The organism is Streptomyces triticirhizae (assembly GCF_003696235.1).
Taxonomy (GTDB): Bacteria; Actinomycetota; Actinomycetes; order Streptomycetales; family Streptomycetaceae; genus Streptomyces; species Streptomyces triticirhizae.
This window is the reverse complement of the sequence record NZ_RFFJ01000104.1, coordinates 1-22,453: the sequence shown is the minus strand read 5'-3', so window position 1 is coordinate 22,453 and position 22,453 is coordinate 1. Positions and strand designations below refer to the sequence as shown.

13 protein-coding genes and 3 pseudogenes are annotated in these 22,453 nt (G+C 72.0%); 7 read left to right on the top strand and 9 right to left on the bottom strand.

What is annotated here, in order from left to right:
- Both EBN88_RS18220 and EBN88_RS18215 read right to left on the bottom strand, forming a co-directional pair.
- The coding region (locus EBN88_RS18220) for a pyridoxal-phosphate dependent enzyme (protein WP_122184961.1) at positions 1-263 on the bottom strand (263 nt) is incomplete at its 3' end.
- 30 nt (positions 264-293) lie between these two features.
- A complete protein-coding gene (locus tag EBN88_RS18215; protein WP_122184960.1) occupies positions 294-737 on the bottom strand; it encodes a Uma2 family endonuclease in 444 nt (147 codons plus the stop codon).
- A gap of 60 nt (positions 738-797) precedes the next feature.
- Here EBN88_RS18215 and EBN88_RS18210 point away from each other — a divergent pair, with 60 nt between their 5' ends.
- Positions 798-2,027, top strand: coding sequence for an amidohydrolase (locus tag EBN88_RS18210; protein ID WP_199742408.1), 1,230 nt, complete (start codon positions 798-800; stop codon positions 2,025-2,027).
- Positions 2,028-2,048: 21 nt separating this feature from the next.
- On the opposite strand, the gene glgB is transcribed toward EBN88_RS18210, so the two are convergent.
- From glgB to EBN88_RS18185, 6 genes and pseudogenes are all read right to left on the bottom strand, one after another.
- Positions 2,049-4,214 (bottom strand): 1,4-alpha-glucan branching enzyme, encoded by a 2,166-nt coding sequence (gene glgB / locus EBN88_RS18205; RefSeq protein ID WP_407703427.1) that lies wholly within the window; start codon positions 4,212-4,214, stop codon positions 2,049-2,051.
- Between the two features lie 96 nt (positions 4,215-4,310).
- Positions 4,311-5,816: a maltokinase N-terminal cap-like domain-containing protein gene (locus EBN88_RS18200; RefSeq protein WP_122184957.1), complete on the bottom strand. Its 1,506-nt coding sequence runs from the start codon at positions 5,814-5,816 to the stop codon at positions 4,311-4,313.
- Positions 5,817-6,030: 214 nt separating this feature from the next.
- Positions 6,031-7,734, bottom strand: a complete 1,704-nt coding sequence (treS, locus tag EBN88_RS18195; RefSeq protein WP_122184956.1) for a maltose alpha-D-glucosyltransferase — start codon at positions 7,732-7,734, stop codon at positions 6,031-6,033.
- Positions 7,721-9,766 (bottom strand): alpha-1,4-glucan--maltose-1-phosphate maltosyltransferase, encoded by a 2,046-nt coding sequence (locus tag EBN88_RS18190; protein ID WP_122184955.1) that lies wholly within the window; start codon positions 9,764-9,766, stop codon positions 7,721-7,723. The genes treS and EBN88_RS18190 overlap by 14 nt, the downstream gene beginning before the upstream one ends.
- 479 nt (positions 9,767-10,245) lie before the next feature.
- Positions 10,246-10,914 (bottom strand): annotated as a pseudogene (locus EBN88_RS31975) (pectate lyase); the annotation flags it as partial.
- Between the two features lie 84 nt (positions 10,915-10,998).
- Positions 10,999-12,816: pseudogene (locus EBN88_RS18185) on the bottom strand (rhamnogalacturonan lyase); the annotation flags it as partial.
- Positions 12,817-13,110: 294 nt separating this feature from the next.
- On the opposite strand from EBN88_RS18185, the gene EBN88_RS18180 reads away from it, so the two are divergent.
- The 6 genes from EBN88_RS18180 to glgP all read left to right on the top strand — a co-directional run bounded on the left by EBN88_RS18180 (position 13,111) and on the right by glgP (position 21,726).
- Positions 13,111-14,781, top strand: a complete 1,671-nt coding sequence (locus tag EBN88_RS18180) for an ABC transporter substrate-binding protein (RefSeq protein WP_122184953.1) — start codon at positions 13,111-13,113, stop codon at positions 14,779-14,781.
- Between the two features lie 104 nt (positions 14,782-14,885).
- On the top strand, positions 14,886-15,890 hold the full coding sequence (locus EBN88_RS18175) for an ABC transporter permease (protein WP_122184952.1): 1,005 nt from the start codon (positions 14,886-14,888) through the stop codon (positions 15,888-15,890).
- Positions 15,890-16,843, top strand: a complete 954-nt coding sequence (locus EBN88_RS18170) for an ABC transporter permease (protein ID WP_122184951.1) — start codon at positions 15,890-15,892, stop codon at positions 16,841-16,843. Before EBN88_RS18175 ends, EBN88_RS18170 begins: the two co-directional genes overlap by 1 nt.
- A 4-nt stretch (positions 16,844-16,847) precedes the next feature.
- Positions 16,848-17,954 carry an ABC transporter ATP-binding protein gene (locus EBN88_RS18165; protein WP_122184950.1) on the top strand — a complete coding sequence of 369 codons (1,107 nt, stop codon included), beginning with the start codon at positions 16,848-16,850 and terminating at the stop codon, positions 17,952-17,954.
- The gene (locus EBN88_RS18160; RefSeq protein WP_122184949.1) at positions 17,951-19,051 is read left to right on the top strand and encodes an ABC transporter ATP-binding protein; all 1,101 of its coding nucleotides are present in this window, start codon (positions 17,951-17,953) and stop codon (positions 19,049-19,051) included. The genes EBN88_RS18165 and EBN88_RS18160 overlap by 4 nt, the downstream gene beginning before the upstream one ends.
- 110 nt (positions 19,052-19,161) lie before the next feature.
- Complete coding sequence (glgP, locus tag EBN88_RS18155) at positions 19,162-21,726, top strand: alpha-glucan family phosphorylase (protein ID WP_122184948.1); 2,565 nt, start codon at positions 19,162-19,164, stop codon at positions 21,724-21,726.
- 179 nt (positions 21,727-21,905) lie between these two features.
- Here glgP and EBN88_RS30620 read toward each other — a convergent pair.
- A pseudogene (locus EBN88_RS30620) lies at positions 21,906-22,453 on the bottom strand (hypothetical protein); the annotation flags it as partial.

Below are 22,453 nucleotides of genomic sequence, written 5' to 3'. Positions count from 1 at the left end.
CGCGCCGCCGCCCACGCGGCGGCCAGGCCCGCGTTGCCGCCGGAGGCGATCGCGACGCCGGCCCCGGGCAGCCGGCCGGCGGCCCGGCGCGCGGTGAGGAAGTTCAGCGCGCCGCGCGCCTTGAACGACCCGGTGTGCTGGAGGAACTCCAGCGCGAACCAGGCCCGTTCACCCGCCGGCGCCAGCGCCACCGGCCGCACCCCGCCGGCGATCCGCTCCCCGGCCGCCCGCACGTCCGCGTATCCCAGATCGCATCCGCTCATCCCGCCAGCCTAGGCCGGCCCGGGACACGCCTACACGGGCGGCCCCAGCAGGATGTCCGCCGCCACCTCGATCTTCTCGCCGACCGAGCCGACCGAGCCGACCGACTCCGGGAGGACGAAGGTCTCGCCCGGCCGGTAGGTGGACCGCGTCCGGTACTCGCCGTCCCGGGGATCGGTCAACAGACTCACCCGCCGCGCCCGCCGGTCCCCGATCAGGTACACCGGAACGCCGGCCCGCGCGTAGGCGAGGGGCTTGGCCACGACGTCGCTGGTGAGATTGCTTGAGGTGACCTCCACGACCATGCGGAAGACATGGGGCGCGTAGCAGTTGAACGCCACCAGGTGCTCCTTCACGTCCTCCTCCACGACCGCCAGATCGGGGACGACATAGTCGTCGCCGGAGGGGAGCCAGAGCCCGACGCTCTGCACCACGTTGACCCCCAGGGTCTCCAGCGGCGCGAGGGCGAGCGTCAGTTGGGTGAGGGCACGCGCGGGCCCGGGGCGCGCGCCGGGGTGGGTATAGGTTCGGGCGCCATGAGCAGAGGTGTGGACATAGCGATCAGGTCCGGTTACGTGGTGCCGGTGGACGGCGAACCGATAACGGGCGGCACGGTGCTGGTGGTTGACGGGAGGATCGCGGCCGTCGGGCCGGACGCCGAGGTGGCGGTGCCGGACGGGGTGCGGGTGGTGGACGCCTCGGGACGCTGGGTGCTGCCGGGCTTCGTCGAGGCGCACGGCCACATCGGGGTGCACGAGGAGGGCGAGGGCTGGGCCGGCGACGACACCAACGAGATGACCGACCCGCTCGGCGCGCGGATGCGGGCGTTGGACGCCATCAACCCGGCCGACGTCGGCTTCGCGGACGCGCTCGCCGGCGGCGTCACCAGCGCGGTGATCAAGCCGGGCTCGGGCAACCCGATCGGCGGCCAGACCGTCGCGGTCAAGTGCTGGGGCCGCACGGTCGACGAGATGCTGGTGCGTCAACCGGTCAGCGTCAAGAGCGCGTTGGGCGAGAACCCGAAGCGGATCTACGGCGAGAAGAAGCAGCTGCCCTCGACCCGGCAGGGCGTCGCCGCCGTGATCAGGGACGCGTTGACGCGGGCCGACGCCTACCGCGCGCGCCGGGCGCGCGCCGAGGCGGACGGGGAGCCGTTCGAGCGGGACCTGACGCTTGAGGTGCTGGCGCGGGTGCTGGACGGCGAGTTGCCGTGGTGCCAGCACACCCACCGCGCCGACGACATCGCGACCGCGATCCGGCTGGCCGACGAGTTCGGCTACCGGCTGGTGATCAACCACGGCACCGAGGCCCATCTGCTGGCCGACGAGATCGCCCGGCGCGGCATCCCCGTGATCAGCGGGCCGCTGTTCACCACGCGCTCCAAGGTCGAGCTGCGGCAGCGGACGTTGGCCAACCCGGGCATCCTGGACCGGGCCGGGGTGAAGGTCGCGATCACCACGGACCACCCGGTGATCCCGATCAACTTCCTCGTCCACCAGGTCACGTTGAGCGTCAAGGAGGGCCTCGACCGGGACCGGGCGCTGGCCACCATCACCACCAACCCGGCGGCGATCCTGGGCCTGGACGACCGGGTGGGCGCGCTCCGCCCCGGCCTGGACGGGGACGTGGTGATCTGGTCCGGCGACCCGCTGGACGTGATGAGCCGCGCGCTGCGGGTCTTCGTCGAGGGCCGCGAGGTCTACGCCTGGGACGAGGAGCGCCGCGCGGGCACGGTCGTCGACCCGTACTACCGCGAGTCCGTCTGAACGAACGCCGGAACGGCCGGCTCAGGCCGGGACGAGCCAGACCGTGGCCAGCGGGGGCAGCGTTGGGGTGACGCTGACGGGCTGGCCGTGGCTCGGGGTCGTCTCGGCCTTCAGCGGCTCGGGGTTGGTGACCCCGCCGCCGCCGTAACGGAGTTCGTCGGTGTTGATGACCTCCCGCCAGGCGTCGGCCAGGCCCGGGACCCCGAGCCGGTAACCGTGGCGGACCACGGCGGAGAAGTTGCTGACGGCCAGCAGCGGGGAGCCGTCGGCGGCGAACCGGAGGAACGCCAGCACGTTGTCGGTCGCCGCGTCGGCGGTGATCCAGGCGAAGCCGCCGGGGTCGGTGTCGCGCTCCCAGAGCGCGGGGGTGGCGCGGTAGCGCGCGTTGAGGTCGCGCACCAGGTCGCGCACGCCCCGGTGGTCGCCGGCGGCGACATAGTCGTCGGCGAGCACCCACCACTGCGGGCCCTCGGCCTCCGACCACTCGGCGCCCTGGGCGAACTCCTGTCCCATGAACAGCAGTTGCTTGCCCGGGTGGGACCACATGAAGGCCAGATAGGCCCGCACGTCGGCCCGGCGGCGCCACCAGTCGCCGGGCGTCTTGGAGACCAGCGCGCCCTTGCCGTGCACCACCTCGTCGTGGGAGATCGGCAGGACGTAGTTCTCCGAGTAGGCGTAGTGCATGGCGAACGTCATCCGGTGGTGGTGCCACGCCCGGTGCACCGGGTCCTCGCCCAGATAGAGCAGGGTGTCGTGCATCCAGCCCATGTTCCACTTGAAGCCGAAGCCGAGACCGCCGTGGTTCGTGGCCCGGGTGACGCCGTCCCAGGCGGTGGACTCCTCGGCGACGGTGATCACCCCGGGGCAGCGGCGGTAGACCGTGGCGTTCATCTCCTGGAGGAACGCGACCGCGTCCAGGTTCTCCCGGCCGCCGTGGGCGTTGGGCAGCCACTGGCCGTCCTCGCGGCTGTAGTCCAGGTAGAGCATGGAGGCCACGGCGTCGACGCGCAGCCCGTCCACGTGGTACTCCTCGCACCAGTAAACGGCGTTCGCCACCAGGAAGTTCCGCACCTCGCGGCGCCCGTAGTCGAACTCCAGCGTGCCCCAGTCCGGGTGCTCGGCGCGGCGCGGGTCGGGGTGCTCGTAGCAGGGGGTGCCGTCGAACCGGGCCAGCGCCCACTCGTCCTTGGGGAAGTGCGCCGGCACCCAGTCGATCAACACGCCGATCCCGGCCCGGTGGAGGGCGTCCACCAGGTGCTTGAAGTCGTCGGGGCCGCCGAGCCTGGCGGTGGGGGCGTAGTAGCCGGTCACCTGGTAGCCCCAGGAGCCGCCGAAGGGGTGCTCGGCCGGGGGCATCAGCTCGACATGGGTGAAGCCCATATCCCGTACGTAGGCGGGGAGTCGCTCGGCCAGCTCGCGGTAGCCCAGCCCTGGGCGCCAGGAGGCGGGGTGCAGTTCGTAGATCGAGAGCGGGGCGGCGTGCGCCGGGCGCTTCGCGCGGGAGGCCAGCCAGTCGGCGTCGCCCCAGACATAGCTACTGCGGTGCACGATCGAGGCGTTGGCCGGGGGGCACTCGGTGCGGCGCGCGAGGGGGTCGGCGCGCAGGGAGTGCGCGCCGTCGGCGCCGAGCACGTCGTACTTGTAGAGCGCGCCGGCGTCCACGCCGGGCACGAACAGCTCCCACACGCCGCTGGAGCCGAGCGAGCGCATGGGCAGCTGGGTCGGGTCCCAGTGGGTGAAGTCGCCGGTGACGCGCACCCCGCGCGCGTTGGGCGCCCAGACGGTGAACCGGGTGCCGGCCACGCCCTGGTGCGTCATCGGGCGCGCGCCCAGCGCCTCCCACAGCCGCTCGTGCCGGCCCTCGGCGATCAGGTGCAGATCCAGCTCGCCGAGCGCGGGCAGGAAGCGGTACGGGTCGTCGGCCACCAGCTCGGTGCCGTCCGGGTACGCGACCACCAGCTGGTACGCCTCGGGCGCCGGGCCGGCGAGCACCCCGGCGAAGAAGCCGTCGCCCTCATCGTCCAGGGGAACGTCCGCACCGCCGGCGCGCACCGCGACCCGGCGCGCGAGCGGGCGCAGGGCGCGAACGAGGGTCCCGCCCTCGACCGGATGCGCCCCCAACAGCGCGTGCGGGTCGTAGTGCGCCCCGTCGAGCAACAGGGCACGGTCCTGGGCCGAGAGCTTCACGGTGGGGATCTCCTTTGCGGCGGGCGGCCGTTGGGGGCGGAACGGGGCGGAACGCGCGGAACGGGGGAACGCGACGGCCGGCGAGGTCGGGCGCCCTCAGGCGTCGGCCTCGGCCAGCCGCCGGATGGCCATCATCGGCACCGGCAGCCAGGACGGCCGGTGGCGCGCCTCGTAGAGCACCTCGTAGATCGCCTTGTCCGTCTCGTAGGCCAGCAGCAGCTCCCGCTCGGCCAGCGGGTTCTCGCCCCCGGCCGCCGCGTAGCCGGCGCAGAACGCCGCCCGGTTGGCGCGCGACCACTCGGCCGCGCCGGCGTGCCCGCGCACCCGGTGCTGGCAGGCCGCGTAGTCGAAGGACCGCAGCATCCCCGCCACGTCGCGCACCGGCGGCCCCGGCTCCCTGCGATCCGCCAGCGGCCTGGCCGGCTCGCCCTCGAAGTCGATCACCGTCCAGTGGGTGCCGGCCGGTTGGCCCGGCCGTTCGGCGGTGAGCACCTGGCCCAGGTGCAGGTCGCCGTGGAGCCGCTGGACCCGCGCCCTTCCGCCGCGCGCGGCGTGGTCGGCCAGCGCGGTGTACCCCCGACGCAGCCCCTCGCGGTAGGGGCGCAGCGCGGAGACGGCCTCGACGGCGTGGTCGAGCCGTTCGATCATGCCCAGCGCGAGGCCCTCCAGGCGGCGCCCGGTGAGCAGGTCGGTGGGCAGCGCCTCGGCGAGCGCCGCGTGCACCTCGGCCGTCGCCCGGCCCAGGGCGTGCGCGGCCGGGGTGAAGTCGGCGCGCTCGGCGAGCGAGCGCTGGGCGAGCTGCCAGCCGTCGGTCGAGCCGGCGAGGAACGGCTGGAGCACGCCCAGGGTCAGCGGCTCGCCGGGGGCGTTGGGCAGGGTGGCCTCGAACCAGGCGGCCGGCGCCGGCACCCGGGCGCAGCCGGCCCTGGCCAGCGCGAGCGGCAGTTCGAGGTCCGGGTTGATGCCGGGGGAGACCCGGCGGAAGAGCTTGAGGATGTGGGCCTCGCCGAAGACCACGGAGGAGTTGGTCTGTTCGCCGGTGAGCACCCGGGCCGGCAGGCCCGAGGGGATGGCGGTCCCCGGGGCGCGGCCGAAGGAGAGGCCGCCCAGGCGGCCCGGGGTGCGCAGCCGCTCCAGGAGCAGGCCGGCCAACCGTGGGTCGTGGAGCGCCTCGTAGACCGCGCGCCCGCGCAGCGGCCCCTCGGCGGGCCGGCCGACCAGCGCCGGGTGGAGCGCGTCGGGCAGCGCGGGCCGCACGCCCAGCAGCAGTTGGTAGCAGTCGCCCGTCGGGGGCGCGGCGTGCCCGGTGCCCGCCGGCGCGGAGGCGTCGCCGCGCGCCGGTCGTGCGCCGGCGCGCACCAGCAGATGGAGCAGCCCTGGCCCGGGTCCTGAGCTGCCGCAGGGCAGCAGCTCGGTCGCCGAGATCAGCGTCAGCTCGCCGATGGGGCGACCCTTGCCGGCGAACCAGCGTTGTTCCGGAAGCCAGTTGGCGAGCAGCCCGGTGAGGGAACGCAACAGCGCGCCGCCCTGCGTCTGCTGGGCGTGCGCCTGGCCCTGGGAGACGGATGCCTGAGCGGTCCGGGGGGCGGAACTATCCGACATGTCGTCCTTTCCCCGGGCATGAGATATGTCACGAAGTGTCCCGGATTGAGGCCTGAGTTGCCTGGTCGTGCGGGACGTGTCGTGCAGGAACGACCGTGCGGGTGAGGGCCCCACAACGGGCCCTCACTCAACGGTAGGCCCTGGCCAATGCCCTGCCAGGGGAAGGCTTCCCCCAGCAGGCTGGGGGTAAGCCCGTCCGGCGCCCTTCTACGCCTTATGACTCGGAGGCTTTACGCAGCCGAAACCAGTAGAAACCGTGACCCGCGAGGGTCAGCAGATACGGGAGTTCACCGATGGGCGGGAACCGCACCCCGCCGATCAGCTCCACCGGCACCCGGCCCGTCCAGGGCCTCAGGTCCAGCTCGGTCGGCTGCGAGAACCGGGAGAAGTTGTTGACGCACATCACCAGGTCGTCGCCGTGCTCCCGCAGATACGCGAGCACCGCCGGGTTGGACGACGGCAGCTCGGTGTAGCTGCCGAGCCCGAACGCCGGGTTCTGCTTGCGGATCTCCACCATCCGCCGCGTCCAGTGCAGCAGCGAGGCCGGGGAACTCATCGCCGCCTCGACGTTGGTGACCTGGTACCCGTAGACCGGGTCCATGATCGTCGGCAGGAAGAGCCGGCCCGGATCGCAGGACGAGAAGCCGGCGTTGCGGTCCGGCGTCCACTGCATCGGGGTGCGGACCGCGTCCCGGTCGCCGAGCCAGATGTTGTCGCCCATCCCGATCTCGTCGCCGTAGTACAGGATCGGCGAGCCGGGCAGCGACAGCAGCAGCGCCGTGAACAGCTCGATCTGGTTGCGGTCGTTGTCGAGGAGCGACGCCAGCCGCCGCCGGATGCCGATGTTGGCGCGCATCCGCGGGTCCTTGGCGTACTCCGCGTACATGTAGTCGCGTTCCTCGTCGGTGACCATCTCCAGGGTCAGCTCGTCGTGGTTCCGCAGGAAGATCCCCCACTGGCAGCCGGCGGGGATCTGCGGGGTCTTGGCGAGGATTTCCGAGACCGGGTAGCGGGACTCCCGGCGCACGGCCATGAAGATCCGTGGCATCACCGGGAAGTGGAACGCCATGTGGCACTCGTCGCCGCCCTTGTCGTAGTCGCCGAAGTAGTCGACGACGTCCTCGGGCCACTGGTTGGCCTCGGCGAGCAGCACGGTGTCGGGGTAGTGGGCGTCGATCTCCGCGCGCACCCGCTTGAGGAACGCGTGGGTGGCAGGAAGGTTTTCGCAGTTGGTGCCCTCCTCCGCGTAGAGGTAGGGCACCGCGTCCAGCCGGAACCCGTCGATGCCGAGGTCCAGCCAGAACTTGAGCGCCGAGATCATCTCCTCCTGGACCGCCGGGGACTCGTAGTTGAGGTCCGGCTGGTGGGAGAAGAACCGGTGGAAGTAGTACTGCTTGCGGACCGGGTCGAAGGCCCAGTTGGAGGACTCGGTGTCGACGAAGATGATCCGGGCGTCCCCGTACCCCTTGTCGTCGTCGGCCCAGACGTAGTAGTCGCCGTAGGGTCCTTCCGGGTCCCTGCGGGACTCCTGGAACCAGCGGTGCTGATCGCTGGTGTGGTTCATCACGAAGTCGATGATGACCCGCATCCCCCGTTGGTGTGCGGCGTCCACGAACTCCACGAAGTCCGCCAGGTCACCGAACTCGGGCAGCACGTCGGTGTAGTCGGAGACGTCGTATCCGCCGTCGCGCAGCGGGGACTTGAAGAAGGGCGGCAGCCACAGGCAGTCCACGCCGAGCCACTGAAGGTAGTCAAGCCTCGCGGTGATCCCCTTCAGATCACCGACACCGTCGCCGTTGCTGTCCTGGAAGGAGCGGACGAGGACCTCGTAGAAGACCGCGCGCTTGAACCACTCGGGATCACGGTCGCGGGCTGGCGTGTCCTCGAAGGTGTCGAGGACCGGCTCATTGACGCTCATCGTTGGGTGACCCTCCGGTCTGTGAGGACGGTCGCAGGGCCAAGATGTGAGCTGACGAGGCGTACGCATCCGCACGGCCCGGCTCAAGCCGCACATAGTTGTCCCTGCCCCAGTAGTAGGTCGTCCCGGTGAGCTGGTCGCACACCGGGAAGGGCTCGGCGCCACCTTCCTGCGCGGGCGTGAGGCCGCACCCCTGGAGTTGCTCCATATCCAACGAGACCGTCGCTTCGTGGGTGTGGTGTGGATCGAGGTTGACCACGATCAGCACGCAGTCGGCCTGAGGTGTCCGCGTCCGCTTGGAGTAGGCCAGGATGTGCTCGTTGTTCGTGCGGTGAAAGTGAAGATTCCGAAGCTGCCGCAGCGCGGGGTGGCGCCGCCGGAGCGCGTTGAGCAACGAGACGAGCCCCGTGATGCTCTCCCCCCTCTCCTCCGCGCCGGCCCAGTCGCGGGGGCGCAACTGGTACTTCTCCGAGTCCGCGTACTCCTCGCTGCCGGGCGCGGCCGGCGTGTTCTCGCACAGCTCGTAGCCGGCGTACATGCCCCAGGTGGGCGAGAGCGTCGCCGCCAGCACGGCCCGGGTCTGGAACGCCGGCCGGCCGCCGTTCTGGAGATAGGCGTGCAGGATGTCCGGCGTGTTCACGAAGAAGTTGGGCCGCATATACGAGGCGGCGGGTCCGCTGAGTTCCGTGAGGTACTCGGTGAGTTCGTCCTTCGTGTTGCGCCAGGTGAAATACGTGTAGGACTGCTGGAAACCGATCTGCGCCAGCGTGTGCATCATCGCCGGCCGGGTGAACGCCTCGGCCAGGAAAATCACGTCCGGATCGGTCCTGTTGATCTCCGTGATGACCTTCTCCCAGAAGACCACCGGCTTGGTGTGCGGGTTGTCCACCCGGAAGATCCGCACCCCGTGCGCCATCCAGAACCGGAGAACGCGCAGCGTCTCGGTGACCAGGCCACGGAAGTCCTGCTCGAAGGAGATCGGGTAGATGTCCTGGTACTTCTTCGGCGGGTTCTCGGCGAACGCGATCGTGCCGTCGGCGCGCCGCGCGAACCACTCCGGGTGCTCCTTCACCCACGGGTGGTCCGGGCTGCACTGGAGCGCGAAGTCCAGCGCCACCTCCAACTCCAGCTCCCTGGCGCGCGCCACGAAGGCGTCGAAGTCGTCCAGGGTGCCCAGGTCCGGGTGGACCGCGTCGTGCCCGCCGTCCGGCGAGCCGATCGCCCAGGGGGAGCCCACGTCGTCGGTGCGCGCCGAGAGCGCGCCCCCGCGCCCCTTGCGGAACGCCGTACCGATGGGGTGGATCGGCGGCAGGTAGACCACGTCGAAGCCCATCTGCGCGATGGCGGGCAGCCGTTCGGCCGCCGTGCGGAACGTGCCCGAGACGGGCGGCTGGTGCGGTCGCACCCGCGCGCCCTCGGAGCGCGGGAACATCTCGTACCAGGAGCCGAAGAGCGCCCGCTCCCGCTCCACCACCAGCGGCATCGGCCGCGAGGCGCTGACCAGTTCGCGCAGCGGATGGGCCGTCAACACCTCGACGACCTCGGCCGACTGCGCCGCCGCCAGCCGGGTGGCCGGCGGAAGTTCGGCGTCCACCAGCGTGTCGGCCGCCAGCAGCACCGCCTCGCGCCCGTCGTTCTTGGGCACGCCGGCCGCCGCGCGGCGCAGCAGCTCCGCGCCCTCCAGCAGGGTCAGCTCCACGTCGACGCCGGCCGGGACCTTGATGGCGGCCCGCTGCCGCCAGCTGGTGACCGGGTCGCCCCACGCCTCGACGGCGAACGTCCAGCGGCCCTCGCGGTCCGGGGTGACCTCGGCGCCCCAGCGGTCGAGCCCCGGCTGGAGTTCGCGCATCGGCAGCCAGGGGCCGCCCCGCCCGCCCGGGTCGCGCAGCACGACGTTGGCCCCCACCGCGTCCGGTCCCTCGCGGAAGACGGTCGCCGAGACCAGGAAGGTCTCGCCCGGGACGGCCTTGACGGGGCGGCGCCCGCAGTCAACGCGCGGCTGGACGTCAAGGACAGGGATACGACCGATCATGTGGGGATCACCTGGATGCGTCGGGGGCGGGCTTTTTCCCTCGCCGGGAGGGAACTTCGTCCTTTGTATCTGCTGGACCGCTGAATGGCGGGTTTCGGGCATGGCCGCTCCGGTGCGCGTTCACTCGTGTGGGGGGTGCCGTGTGGCAAGCCTGCCCACCCTGGGGGCCCGAACAATCCGTTCTTCGATGACCGGCGCGTATCCACTCGTTAAATCTCTGGGAACCCGCCCGAAGATCAGTTGATGTCGGCTACACGGGGCGGCATTACGGGCGGAACAAAGGCCGGGGCGAAACCTGCGACAAATGCTGCGACAGAACGTGGGAGGCGCGCCTGCGGGCCGCCGTTCACCGAACGTGAGAAAACCGGCCCCCACCTGCGGGAAACAGGTGGGGGCCGGCGTGGGAGCGATTCCGCGAACGGGCCGGGGGCACATTCCCCCGGTTTACCCGGGGTAACGTGCCGGGGGGCGTTCGGGCGTCACTGGTAGGAGATGTCGGACTCCGAGTAGCGGCAGTGCGTACCGTCGGGCCCCTCGCCGGACTCCTCCGGCTCGTCGCCCGAGTCGTTGCCGACGTACCGCTGACAGGGCACCAGGTCGCCGTCGTCGCCGATGACCGTGATGGCGCGGAGGGTGGCGGTGTCGTCGTAGTTCTCGTTGATCCCCACCAGCCGGGAGGCCGGCGCGGTCACCTCGACGCCGTCCAGCACCACCGAACGCTGGTACTGGCTGGAGCAGTTGCCGCAGGAGCGGTAGAGGGTGGTGAAGTCCTCGGCGGCGAAGTCGGTGACGGTCAGCTCGCCGCCGCCGTTGTGCTGGAACACCTTGTCGTCGGCGCCGCGCGCGGCCCCGCCGGAGACGGTGAACGTCGATCCGTCGCCGCCCCGGAACGTGGCGGCGTCCTCGCCGACGTCCTCCCACCAGACGCGGTTCAGCGCGCAGCTGCCCTCGCAGTGCACGCCGTCCGCGCCGGGCGAGCCGATGATCACGTCGTTGAGCGAGCCGCCCTCGGCCACCTCGAAGACCGGCAGCTGGTCCTCGCCCTGCCCGCCGTCGCCCAGCCCGGGGCCCGGCACGTAGCGGGCGTTGCCGCCGTCGAAGTCGCCGTCCACCTCGATGGTCTCGTTGACCTCGATCTCCTCGGTGGCCTCCGGCCAGTCCACCGCGCTGGGCGCGGCCCCGCTCCGGGCGCTGACGCCGGTCCCCGCCTCGGCCGCCGCCGCGTCCAGCGCGAAGCTGGGGTGCGGGGGCTGGTTGTAGGCGGTGTTCTGCCAGGCGACGCCGGTCCGGTACTGGCGGTCCTCCATCAGCGAGGGGAACGTCAGGTCCGTGGGGATGTCGGTGGAGTAGATCCGCAGCGCGTTGTTGTCCGAGGTGCGCCAGATGACCTCCTCGCGCCAGTCGCCCAGGATGTCGGCCGACAGGACCGGGGTGGACTTGGTGCCGTTGTTGGAGGAGACGCCCTCGGCGGTCAGCAGCCGCTCGTCGCCATCGGGGCTGTACTTGTCGATGTGCGTGCCGTCCAGCAGCTCGCGGGTGGCGTCACCGTCCCACCAGACCAGGAAGTTGGCGCTCGACGGCTTGGGGCCTATCTCCTCGCCCGCGAGGTTCCGCAGCCCGCTGACGGAGCTGGACCAGAACTCGGCGCCCGGGTTGTCCGCCCAGATGTCGCCCGCGACGCCGCGCCCGTTGTCGGCGCCCGCGTCGGTCTCCCACTGGATCTCGCCGTTGGCCGGGTCGATCAGCAGCGAGGACGGCTGGCTGGTGGACTCGGAGACCTTGAAGTACTCAAGCCCCTCGCTGGTGGGGTCGAAGTCGCCCAGGTGCTGGGCGTCGCCGTGCCCGGTGCCGGTGGACCACATCGGGCTGCCGTCGTCGTCCACGGCCATCGCGCCGTAGACGATCTCGTCGTTGCCGTCGAGGTCGACATCGCCGACGGACAGGCTGTGCGAGCCCTGCCCCGCGTACTGGCCGCCCGCCTCGTCGCTGTCGAAGAACCAGCGCTGGCTCAGCGACTGGCCGTCGAAGTCCCAGGCGGCCAGCGTGGAACGGGTGTAGTAGCCGCGCGCCATCACCAGCGACGGGTTCTGGCCGTCGCCGCCGAGGTGGGCGGTGCCGGCCAGGAAGCGGTCCACGCGGTTGCCGTAGTCGTCGCCCCAGTCGGCGACGTTGCCGCGCGGCGGGACGTAGTCGACGGTGTCCACGGCCGCGCCCGTCGCGCCGTGGAACACCGTCAGGAACTCGGGGCCTTCCAGGACGTAGCCGCCGGAGTTGCGGTGGTCGGCGCCCGCGTCGCCGATGACGGTGCCCTCGCCGTCCACGGTGCCGTCGGCCGTCTTCACGGCCACCTCGGCCGCGCCGTCGCCGTCGTAGTCGTACACCTGGAACTGCGTGTAGTGCGCGCCGGCGCGGATGTTGGGGCCGAGGTCGATCCGCCACAGCCGCTCGCCGTCGAGCGTGACGCCGTCCAGATAGACGTTGTCGGTCACGCCTGACTGCGAGTTGTCCTTGGCGTTGTCCGGCTCCCACTTGAGGACGAGGTCGAGATCGCCGTCCCCGTCGAGGTCGCCGACGGAGGCGTCGTTGGGGTGGTGCCCGTTCGACGGCCGGTCCAGCGGGATGTCGGTCTGCGCCCGCGGCATGGCCAGGGCCTCCTCGGCGGCCATGGCCTCCACGCCGTCGGTGACCGTGGCCAGGGAGTAGCTGGCGTCCGAAGGCGCGCCCTCGTCCAGGTAGTTGGTGGTCCCGGACAGCGGCTCCTCGGTGATCCGGGTCCCGTCCCGGTAGAGGTGGAACGCCACGTCCTCGGGGTCGGCGGCCAGCGAACGCCAGCTCACCAGGTTGCCCTGGTCGCCGCCGACGCTGACCAGGCCCCGGCCGAGCCCGCCCGGGCTCCGCTCCGCCGCCGCTCCGGCCGCGCCGCCGGCCTCGGTCTCGTCGCTGGCCTGCGCCAGGACGGTGACGCCGCCGGCCGTCAGCACGCCGGCGAGGGCGGCGGCCAGCAACGTCCTTCGGCGTCGTGATGATCGTGCGCGATGAGGGGAAGGCACGGGGGACTCCTCGGGTGTGGGGGATGTGGGGAAGTCGGTACTGACACCCCCCGGTGGCCGCCGCGCGGCGCGAGGTTGCCGCGCGCGGCGAAGAACTTTCGGCCGAGCCCGCCGCCAGGGCGCCGAACTTCCGGATGAACCGCCCCTTTTGTGCGGTTTACGCGCCAAGTCTCAGCTCGGTATCGCCGGGCTTGACGATGTTCACAGTCAAATTCCCGCGCAGTAGTGTGCCCTCCACCGGACAGGGACTAGACCTCTCCCACTACCACCGCCCCGACCCTCTGAGGTGGATCAATGCGCATAGCAAGACCCCGCGCCGCGAGGATGTTCGTGGCGGCCCTGGCGATCGGACTGATCGCCAGCGGCTGTGCGAGCGAACGTGACGACGACGAATCCGGCGGCGACTCGGAGGTGTTCGTCTTCGGCGCCGCAGGCGTCCCGGCCGCCCTCGACCCGTCGTTGGGCAGCGATGGCGAGACCTTCCGCGTGACCCGGCAGGCCTTCGAGACGCTGCTGGACCACGAGCCGGGCGGCACCGAGCTGGTCCCCGGACTGGCCAGGGAGTGGTCCTCCAACGAGGAGGGCACCGAGTGGACGTTCCAGCTCCAGGAGGGCGTCACCTTCCACGACGGCGAGGAGCTGACCGGCGAGGTCGTCTGCCAGAACTTCGACCGCTGGTACAACTGGTCCGGCACCTACCAGAACACCACGCTCTCCTACTACTGGCAGACCGTCTTCGGCGGCTTCGCCGAGAACGAGAGCGAGGACACCCCCGAGCCCAACTACGTGGGCTGCGAGGCCCCCGACGAGCTGACCGCCACCATCACCGTGGCCGAGCCGTCCGCCAACTACCCCGGCGGCTTCTCGCTCCAGTCGTTCGCCATCCACTCGCCCAAGTCCCTTGAGGCGTACGCCGAGGACGACCCCAGCGGCGAGGGCGAGGACATCACCTTCCCCGCCTACAGCCAGGAGGCGGGCGCGCTCGCCGGCACCGGTCCGTTCCGCGTCACCGAGTGGAACAAGGGCAACGGCGAGGTGACGCTGGAGGCGTTCGACGAGTACTGGGGCGAGACCAAGCCCGGCGTCGACCAGCTCGTCTTCCGTACCATCCCCGAGGAGTCGGCCCGCCGCCAGGCGCTCCAGGCCGGCGACATCCACGGCTTCGACCTGGTCGCCCCGGCGGACGTGCGGACGCTGGAGGACGAGGGCTTCCAGGTCCCGGTCCGTGGCGTCTTCAACATCCTCTACCTGGGCATCACCCAGGACAAGCAGCCGGCCCTGGGGGACATCCAGGTCCGCCAGGCCATCGCCCACGCCCTGGACCGGCAGAACATCGTCGACACCCAGCTGCCCGAAGGCGGCGTGCGGGCCACCCAGTTCATCCCGGACACGGTCGCCGGCTACTCGGAGAACGTGCGGACCTACGAGCACGACCCCGAGCTGGCGCAGCAGCTGCTCGCCGAGGCCGGCGCCGAGGACCTGACCCTGGAGTTCTGCTACCCGACCGAGGTGACCCGCCCGTACATGCCGGCGCCCGCCGACATCTACGAGCTGCTCCGCGCCGACCTGGAGGCGGTGGGCGTCACCATCGAGCCCAGGCCGCTCACCTGGAACCCGGACTACCAGGAGGCCACCAGGTCCGGCGGCTGCGACATCTATCTCCTCGGCTGGACCGGTGACTTCAACGAGGCCTACAACTTCCTGGGCACCTGGTTCGACGGCTACCAGCAGGAGTGGGGCTTCGAGAACGAGGAGATCTTCGACCTGCTGACGGAGGTCCGCCAGGAGCCGGACGTCGCCGCCCGCGAGGCCCTCTACCAGGAGGCCAACGAGGCGATCATGGAGTTCCTGCCCGGCGTGCCGATCTCCAGCTCGCCGCCGTCCATCGCCTTCTCGCCCGACGTCAACCCGCCGACGGTCTCCCCGTTGACCCAGGAGAACTTCGCCGAGGTTTCCTTCAAGTAGCCCCAGCGGGCTCGGGGTTCGTTCGCCCAGCCGCCCGGCCACGGGACCCGTGGCCGGGCGGCGCGCTTCCCCCGTGGAGATGAGAAAGAAAGGGGAGCCCCTCGGTGCTCCGTCTCGTCGTCCGCAGGCTGTTGCAGCTGATACCCACGCTGTTCGGCCTGACGGTCCTCCTGTTCATCTGGATTCACCGGCTGCCCGGTGGCCCCGCCTGGGCGCTGCTCGGCGAGCGCGGCAACGAGGCGGCCCGCCGCCAGATCGAGGAGCAACTCGGCCTCGACGAGCCGCTGTGGGTCCAGTACGGCCGGTGGTTGCGCCGGCTGCTCCAGCTCGACCTCGGTAACTCCATCAAGACCGGCCAGCCGGTCTGGGAGGAGTTCACCCTGCGCTTTCCCGCCACCGTCGAACTCGGCCTCACCGCCCTGGTGTTCGCCGTCGTCATCGGCATCCCCCTCGGCTACTTCGCGGCCCGTCGCCGGGGCAGCTGGCTGGATGTCACCGCCGTCTCCGGCTCCCTGGTGGGGATCTGCGTCCCCGTCTTCTTCCTCGCGATGATCCTGCGCTCGATCTTCGCCGTGAACCTGGGCTGGCTGCCCAGCGGCGGCCGGCTCACCACCGGCATCGACGCCACCGACGTCACCGGATTCGCCGTCCTGGACGGCCTGTTGACCGGCGAGTTCGACGCCTCCTGGGACGCCGTCCAGCACCTGATCCTGCCCGGTCTCGCGCTCGCCTCCATCCCGCTGGCCGTCGTCGTGCGCATCACCCGGGCCAGCGTCCTTGAGGTGCTCAGCGAGGACTACGTGCGCACCGCCGAGTCCAAGGGCCTGCGCAAGAGCGTGGTGCGCGGCCGTCACGTGCTGCGCAACGCGCTGCTGCCGGTCGTCACCACCGTGGGCCTGGTCACCGGAAGCCTGCTCTCCGGCGCCGTGCTGACGGAGTCCGCGTTCTCCTTCGGCGGCATCGGCAGCTTCATCCGGCAGGCCATCTCCGACCGTGACTATCCCGTGCTGATGGGCTTCATCCTCTTCATCGCCCTGGTCTATGTGCTGATCAACCTGCTGGTCGATCTCACCTACGGGCTGATCGACCCGAGAGTGCGGGTGAACTGATGGCCACCAAGACCGAGAAGATCGACCGGCTGGCCGAACTCACCGCGCGGCGCGAGACGGTGACCGGCGGCAGCCTGTGGGTGGAGGCGTTCCGCCGGCTGCGGAGCAGCAAGATGGCGCTGATCGGCGTCGCCATCATGGCGCTGTTCGTGGTCATCGCGCTGATCGGGCCGTGGATCGCGCCGCACAACCCGACCGCCCAGATCTGGCGCGACGAGGTCTTCACCAACCGGGGCGAGTTCGTCGGCCCCCGGGGCGAGAACTGGCTGGGCCTGGACCACCTGGGCCGCGACCAGCTGTCCCGGATGCTGGTGGGCGCCCGGCAGACGCTGCTCGTCGGCGTCGTCTCCACCGTGCTCGGCTTCGCCCTCGGCGCGCTGATCGGCGGCGTCTCGGGCGCGGCCCTCGCCTTCGGCGGCCGGGCCGGGCAGCGGCTCGACACCGTGCTGATGCGGTTCATCGACATGATGCTGGCGATGCCCTCGCTGCTGCTGGCGGTGAGCATCGCCGCCGTGATGGGGCAGAGCCTCACCACGGTGATGATCGCCGTGGGCGTGGTGCAGGTGCCGATCTTCGCGCGGCTGTTGCGCGGCTCGATGCTCGCCCAGGCCAACGCCGACTACGTGCTGGCGGCCCGGGCGCTCGGCGTGCGCCGGCGGCGCGTGGTCCTCGGCCATGTGCTGCCCAACTCGCTGGGCCCGGTCATCGTGCAGTCCACGTTGGCCCTGGCCACGGCCATCATCGAGGCCGCCGCCCTGTCCTATCTGGGCCTGGGCAACCCCGACGCGGCGCAACCCGAGTGGGGCGTGATGCTGGCGCAGGCCGAACGGTTCTTCGACGAGGCCCCGTTCATGGCGATCTGCCCGGCCCTCGGCATCATCGTCACCGCCCTCGGCTTCACCCTGCTGGGAGAGGCCATGCGGGAAGCACTCGACCCGAAACTGCGGAGCTGATCCCATGCCCCTGCTTTCCGTGGACGAACTGAAGGTCACCTTCGCGGGGCACGGCCGCCGCGCGACCACCGCCGTCTCCGGCGTCTCCTTCGACGTGGACGAGGGCCAGGTCGTCGGCCTGGTCGGCGAGTCGGGCTGCGGCAAGAGCGTCACCTCGCTCGCCCTCATGGGCCTGCTGCCCGCCAAGGGCGTGCGGGTCGAGGGCCGCGCCGACTACCGGGGCACCGACCTGCTGTCGCTGTCGCCGTCCCGGCTGCGCGACCTGCGCGGCACCCAGCTGGCGATGATCTTCCAGGACCCGCTCTCCTCCCTCAACCCGGTCGTCCCCATCGGCGTCCAGGTCACCGAGATCCTCAGCCGGCACCGGGGGCTGCGCGGCCAGGCCGCGCGCGACGAGGCGGCGACGCTGCTCGACCGGGTCGGCATCCCCGACCCGAGGCGGCGGCTGAAGGAGTATCCGCACCAGCTCTCCGGCGGGATGCGGCAACGCGCGTTGATCGCCATGGCGGTGGCCTGCGCGCCCCGGCTGCTGATCGCCGACGAGCCGACCACCGCGCTGGACGTCACCATCCAGGCCCAGATCCTGGAACTCCTCAAGGAGTTGGTCGACCAGCAGGGCACCGCGCTGCTGATGATCACCCACGACCTGGGCGTGGTCGCCGGGCTCTGCGACGAGGTCAACGTGCTGTACGCCGGCAAGGTCGTGGAGTCCGCCGACCGGCGGACGCTCTTCGCCGAGCCGGCCCACCCCTACGCGCACGGGCTGCTCAACTCCATCCCCCGGCTCGACGCCCCGCGCGGCCAGCCGCTCAACCCGGTGCGCGGCTCCATCAACGACCAGATCGCCTGGGCCGACGGCTGCGCCTTCGCGCCCCGCTGCGACTTCTACACCCTCGACTGCCTCCAGGGGACGCCGGAGCTGGGCCCGTTGAACGCCGACGCCGTCGCCGGCCACCAGGTGCGCTGCGTCAACCCGGTGCGCGAGCCGCTGGCCGTCACCACCCTCGCCGAGGTCGGGGCCGGCGGCGACCCGCCGGCCGAAGCCGCAGCGCCGAAGGGCGCGCCGAAGACCGCACCGAAGGCCGCCCCGAAGGAGGAGACCTCCGAATGAGCCTGCTGGAACTGAACGAGGTCAAGGTCCACTTCCCGGTCAGGCGCGGGGTGTTCTTCGACCGCGTGGTCGGCCACGTCTACGCGGTGGACGGCGTCTCCCTCACCGTCGAGGCCGGCCAGACCTACGGCCTGGTCGGCGAGTCCGGCTGCGGCAAGACCACCCTTGGCCGGGCCGTGCTGAGGCTCAACGACATCACCTCCGGGCAGGTCGTCTTCGACGGCACCGACCTGGCGGCGCTGCCCGACGAGGAGATGCGCCGCTCACGGCGCCGCCTCCAGATGGTCTTCCAGGACCCGCTGGGCAGCCTCAACCCCCGGCAGAACATCGAGTCGATCCTCGCCGAGGGCATGGCCGCGCACGGCATCGGCGCCGACCGCACCGAACGCCGCGCCCGGATCGTCGAGGTCCTGGAGAAGGTCGGGCTGCCGGCCGACGCGCTCTCCCGCTACCCGCACGAGTTCTCCGGCGGGCAGCGGCAGCGCATCGGCATCGCCAGGGCGCTGGTCCTGGAGCCCGACCTGATCATCTGCGACGAGCCGGTCTCCGCGCTGGACGTCTCCATCCAGGCCCAGGTCATCAACCTGCTGGAGGAACTCCAGGACTCCCTGGGCCTCACCTATCTGGTGATCGCCCACGACCTGGCGGTGGTCCGGCACATCTCCGACGTCATCGGCGTGATGTACCTGGGCGCGCTCGTCGAGGAGGCGCCCAGCGACCTGCTCTACGCCGAGCCCCGCCACCCCTACACCCGGGCGTTGATGTCGGCGGTGCCGGTGCCCGACCCCGAGGTGGAGGACAGCAGGGAACGCATCCTGCTCCGGGGCGACCTGCCGTCCCCGGCCAACCCGCCGAGCGGCTGCCGCTTCCACACCCGCTGCCCCTGGCGGCAGCCGGAGCGCTGCGACACCGAACGGCCCGACCTCGTCGAACTGGCCGACGGGCACCGGGTGGCCTGCCACTACGCGGCGGAGATCGCCGACGGCACGCTCCGGCCGACCCGGGAGCTGGCCGAACGCATCCTGCCCGAGGACGAGCCGATCGGCGCGCCGGCCGTCGGGGACGAGCCGTCGGCCGCCCCCGTCGAGGCCGGCTGACCCACGTTCCCCGGGGCCGGCTGGTCCCCGGGGGTGGTTGTCGGCGGCGATCCAGCTGAATCGGCCGGAATCCGCCGCGACCGCCCCCGGGGCCCCGCTACGGTCGAGGGGTGAAGGCCATCCGTCGCTTCTCCGTACGTCCCGTCCTTCCCGAACCCCTCCGACCCCTCCAGGAACTGGCCCGCAACCTGCGCTGGTCCTGGCACCCCGAGACCCGCGACCTGCTGCGGTCCGTCGACCCCGACGGCTGGACGTCCGGGGGCGAGGACCCGGTGCGACTCCTCGGCACCGTCACCGCCGGCCGGCTGGCCGCGCTCGCCGCCGACCGTGGCTTCCTGCGCCGGCTCGGCATGGCCGTCGAGGACCTGCGCGACTACCTCACCGAACCCCGCTGGTACCAGCAGACCGACGCCCGCGCCGGCGGCGAACTGCCCCGCGCCATCGCCTACTTCTCCCCGGAGTTCGGTATCACGCCCGCGCTCCCGCAGTACTCGGGCGGCCTGGGCATCCTCGCCGGCGACCACCTCAAGGCCGCCAGCGACCTGGGCGCCCCCCTGATCGGCGTCGGGCTCCTCTACCGGCACGGCTACTTCCGCCAGAGCCTCTCCCCCGACGGCTGGCAGCAGGAGCACTACCCCGTCATCGACCCGCACGAGCTGCCGCTCACCCCGCTGCTTGAGGCCGACGGCAGCCGCGCCCGGGTCTGCCTCGCCCTCCCCGGCGGGCGCACCCTCACCGCGCAGATCTGGCAGGTCCAGGTCGGCCGGGTGCCGCTGCTGCTCCTCGACTCCTCCGTCGCCGAGAACGGCCCCGCCGAACGTGACGTCACCGACCGGCTCTACGGCGGCGGCAGCGAACACCGCCTCCTCCAGGAGATGCTCCTGGGCATCGGCGGGATGCGCGCCGTGCGCGCGTTCTGCCGCCTCACCGGGCACCCGGAGCCCGAGGTGTTCCACATGAACGAGGGGCACGCCGGCTTCCTCGGCCCCGAACGGGTCCGGGAGCTGGGCGAGCTGGGCATCGGCTTCGACGCCGCGCTGCGCGCCGTCCGGGCCGGCACCATCTTCACCACCCACACCCCCGTCCCGGCCGGCATCGACCGGTTCGCCGAGGAGCTGGTCGCCCGCCACTTCGGCGAGGGCGGCGAGCTGGCCTCGCTCGACCTCCAGGCGCTCCTCGGCCTGGGCCGCGAGCCGCTGGGCGCGGCGGCCCCCGGCGGGCAGCCGGTCACCGAGGGCGAGCCGGCCCCGTTCAACATGGCCGTGCTCGGCCTGCGCACCGCGCAGCGCTGCAACGGCGTCTCCACCCTCCACGGGCACGTCAGCCGGGGCATGTTCGCCGGCCTGTGGCCCGGGTTCGACGCCGAGGAGGCGCCGATCGGCTCGGTCACCAACGGGGTGCACGCCCCGACCTGGACCGCCGACGCCACCCGCAGGCTCGCCGAGGGCGGCCGGGGCGACACCGAGCTGTGGGAGCTGCGCCGCTCGCTGCGCGAGCAGCTGGTGCACGACGTGCGCGCCCGGCTGCGCGCCTCCTGGCGCCAGCGCGGCGCCGGGCAGGCCGAACTCGGCTGGGTGGACGAGGTCTTCGACCCCGACGTCCTCACCCTGGGCTTCGCCCGCCGCGTCCCCTCCTACAAGCGGCTGACGCTGATGCTCCAGGACCCCGACCGGCTCAGGGCGCTGCTGCTGCACCCCGAACGGCCCGTGCAGATCGTGGTCGCGGGCAAGGCCCACCCGGCCGACGACGGCGGCAAGCGCCTCATCCAGGAGCTGGTCCGCTTCGCCGACGACCCGGAGGTCCGCCACCGGATCGTCTTCCTGCCCGACTACGGCATGGGCATGGCTCGTTCCCTCTACGCCGGCTGCGACGTCTGGCTCAACAACCCGCTGCGCCCGCTGGAGGCGTGCGGCACCTCGGGGATGAAGGCCGCGCTCAACGGCTGCCTCAACCTCTCGGTGCGGGACGGCTGGTGGGACGAGTGGTTCGACCCGGACTTCGGCTGGGAGATCCCCACCGCCGACGGGGTCGCCGCCGCCGAGCCCGAACGCCGCGACGCCATCGAGGCCGCCGCCCTCTACACCCTGCTGGAGCAGCAGGTCGCGCCGTGCTTCTACGACCGGGGCGTCAACGGGGCCGGGCTGCCCGGGCGTTGGCTGGAGATGGTCCGCGCCACGCTGGACCGGCTGGCGCCCCGGGTGCTCGCCGAACGGATGCTGCGCGAGTACATCACCAACTACTACGCGCCGGCCGCCGCCGCCCACCGGGCGATGACCGCCGAGGCCGCCGGCGAACTGGCCGCCTTCGCGGAACGCGTCACCCGCGAGTGGCCGGGCGTCGCGGTGGAACACGTCGAACCGGGCAACGAGCCGCCGACGCTGGGCGGTTCGGTGTCGCTGCGGGTGCGGGTCGCGCTGGGCGGCCTGGAGCCGTCGGCCGTCGAGGTGCAGGCCGTCACCGGCCGGGTCGACGGCGACGACACGCTGGCCGAGCCCGGTTACGTTCCACTGAAGGCCACCGGCGGCCCCGACCTCGCGGGCCGCTGGACCTTCGAGGGGGAGCTGACCCTCAACCGGCCAGGGCCTTTCGGCTACACGGTGCGGGTGCTGCCGGCGCATCCGTTGCTGGCGCACCGGGCGGAGCTGGGGTTGGTGGCGGCGGCGCCGGCTGGTTGACGGGTTTTCCGCCCCACCCGCCCGCCCCTTTCGCTGGCGCGATGGCTGGGCGCCATGCGCAACCCACGCGCCAGCGGAAAAGGGTGGGAGGGTGGGAACAAGAACGGCAAGCCCGGCGGCGCCGCACCATCGCGGCGCCGCCGGGCCATCGCGCCAGCGAAAAGGGGCGGAAAGCCCCGTCAGAGATCCTTGCGGAGCAGCGCCGTCATCTGCCGGCCGGTCCGGCGGCGCAGCGGCCCCTCGCAGGGGAGGCCGAGGGCCGTGGCCAGGTCGCGGGCGTGGAGATCGACCACCGACTCGGCCAGCGCGCAGAACGCGTCCATCGCCGCGCGGCCCCGGCGGATGCCGACCGCCAGGGTGGTCGCGGCGATCAGCAGCGCCGGCCACCACCAGGCGGCCAGCGCCAGATACAGCGGTGACCACGCGACGAGTTGGGCGGCCGCGTCGTAACTCCGGCGCGCGGTGCGGAGTTCGGCGCGGGTCTCCTCGGGGACCAGCAGCCACAGCCGGGGCCAGGCGGCGCCGAGGTCAAGGCCGTAGGCGGTCAGGACGCGGCGGTCCGCCGCCTCGACGCGGTCGCCGATCCAGGTGGGGCGCCGGGGCGGGACCAGGCAGATCCGGTCCCGTTCCGCGCCGCGCCGCGCGGGCTCCGCGTCGTCCGGTTCCGGGCCGCCCGGCGGGAGGGCGGCGCGGGTCGCGGCGTGCCGGCGCCACGCCTCCCGGGCCC

Bases quoted from the DNA above. Each gene is read 5' to 3' on its own strand.
- EBN88_RS18210 (WP_199742408.1), top strand. From the start codon at position 798: ATGAGCAGAGGTGTGGACATAGCGATCAGGTCCGGTTACGTGGTGCCG.
- EBN88_RS18165 (WP_122184950.1), top strand. From the start codon at position 16,848: ATGCCCCTGCTTTCCGTGGACGAACTGAAGGTCACCTTCGCGGGGCAC.
- EBN88_RS18180 (WP_122184953.1), top strand. From the start codon at position 13,111: ATGCGCATAGCAAGACCCCGCGCCGCGAGGATGTTCGTGGCGGCCCTG.
- EBN88_RS18190 (WP_122184955.1), bottom strand. From the start codon at position 9,766: ATGATCGGTCGTATCCCTGTCCTTGACGTCCAGCCGCGCGTTGACTGC.
- treS (WP_122184956.1), bottom strand. From the start codon at position 7,734: ATGAGCGTCAATGAGCCGGTCCTCGACACCTTCGAGGACACGCCAGCC.
- EBN88_RS18170 (WP_122184951.1), top strand. From the start codon at position 15,890: ATGGCCACCAAGACCGAGAAGATCGACCGGCTGGCCGAACTCACCGCG.
- EBN88_RS18160 (WP_122184949.1), top strand. From the start codon at position 17,951: ATGAGCCTGCTGGAACTGAACGAGGTCAAGGTCCACTTCCCGGTCAGG.
- EBN88_RS18200 (WP_122184957.1), bottom strand. From the start codon at position 5,816: ATGTCGGATAGTTCCGCCCCCCGGACCGCTCAGGCATCCGTCTCCCAG.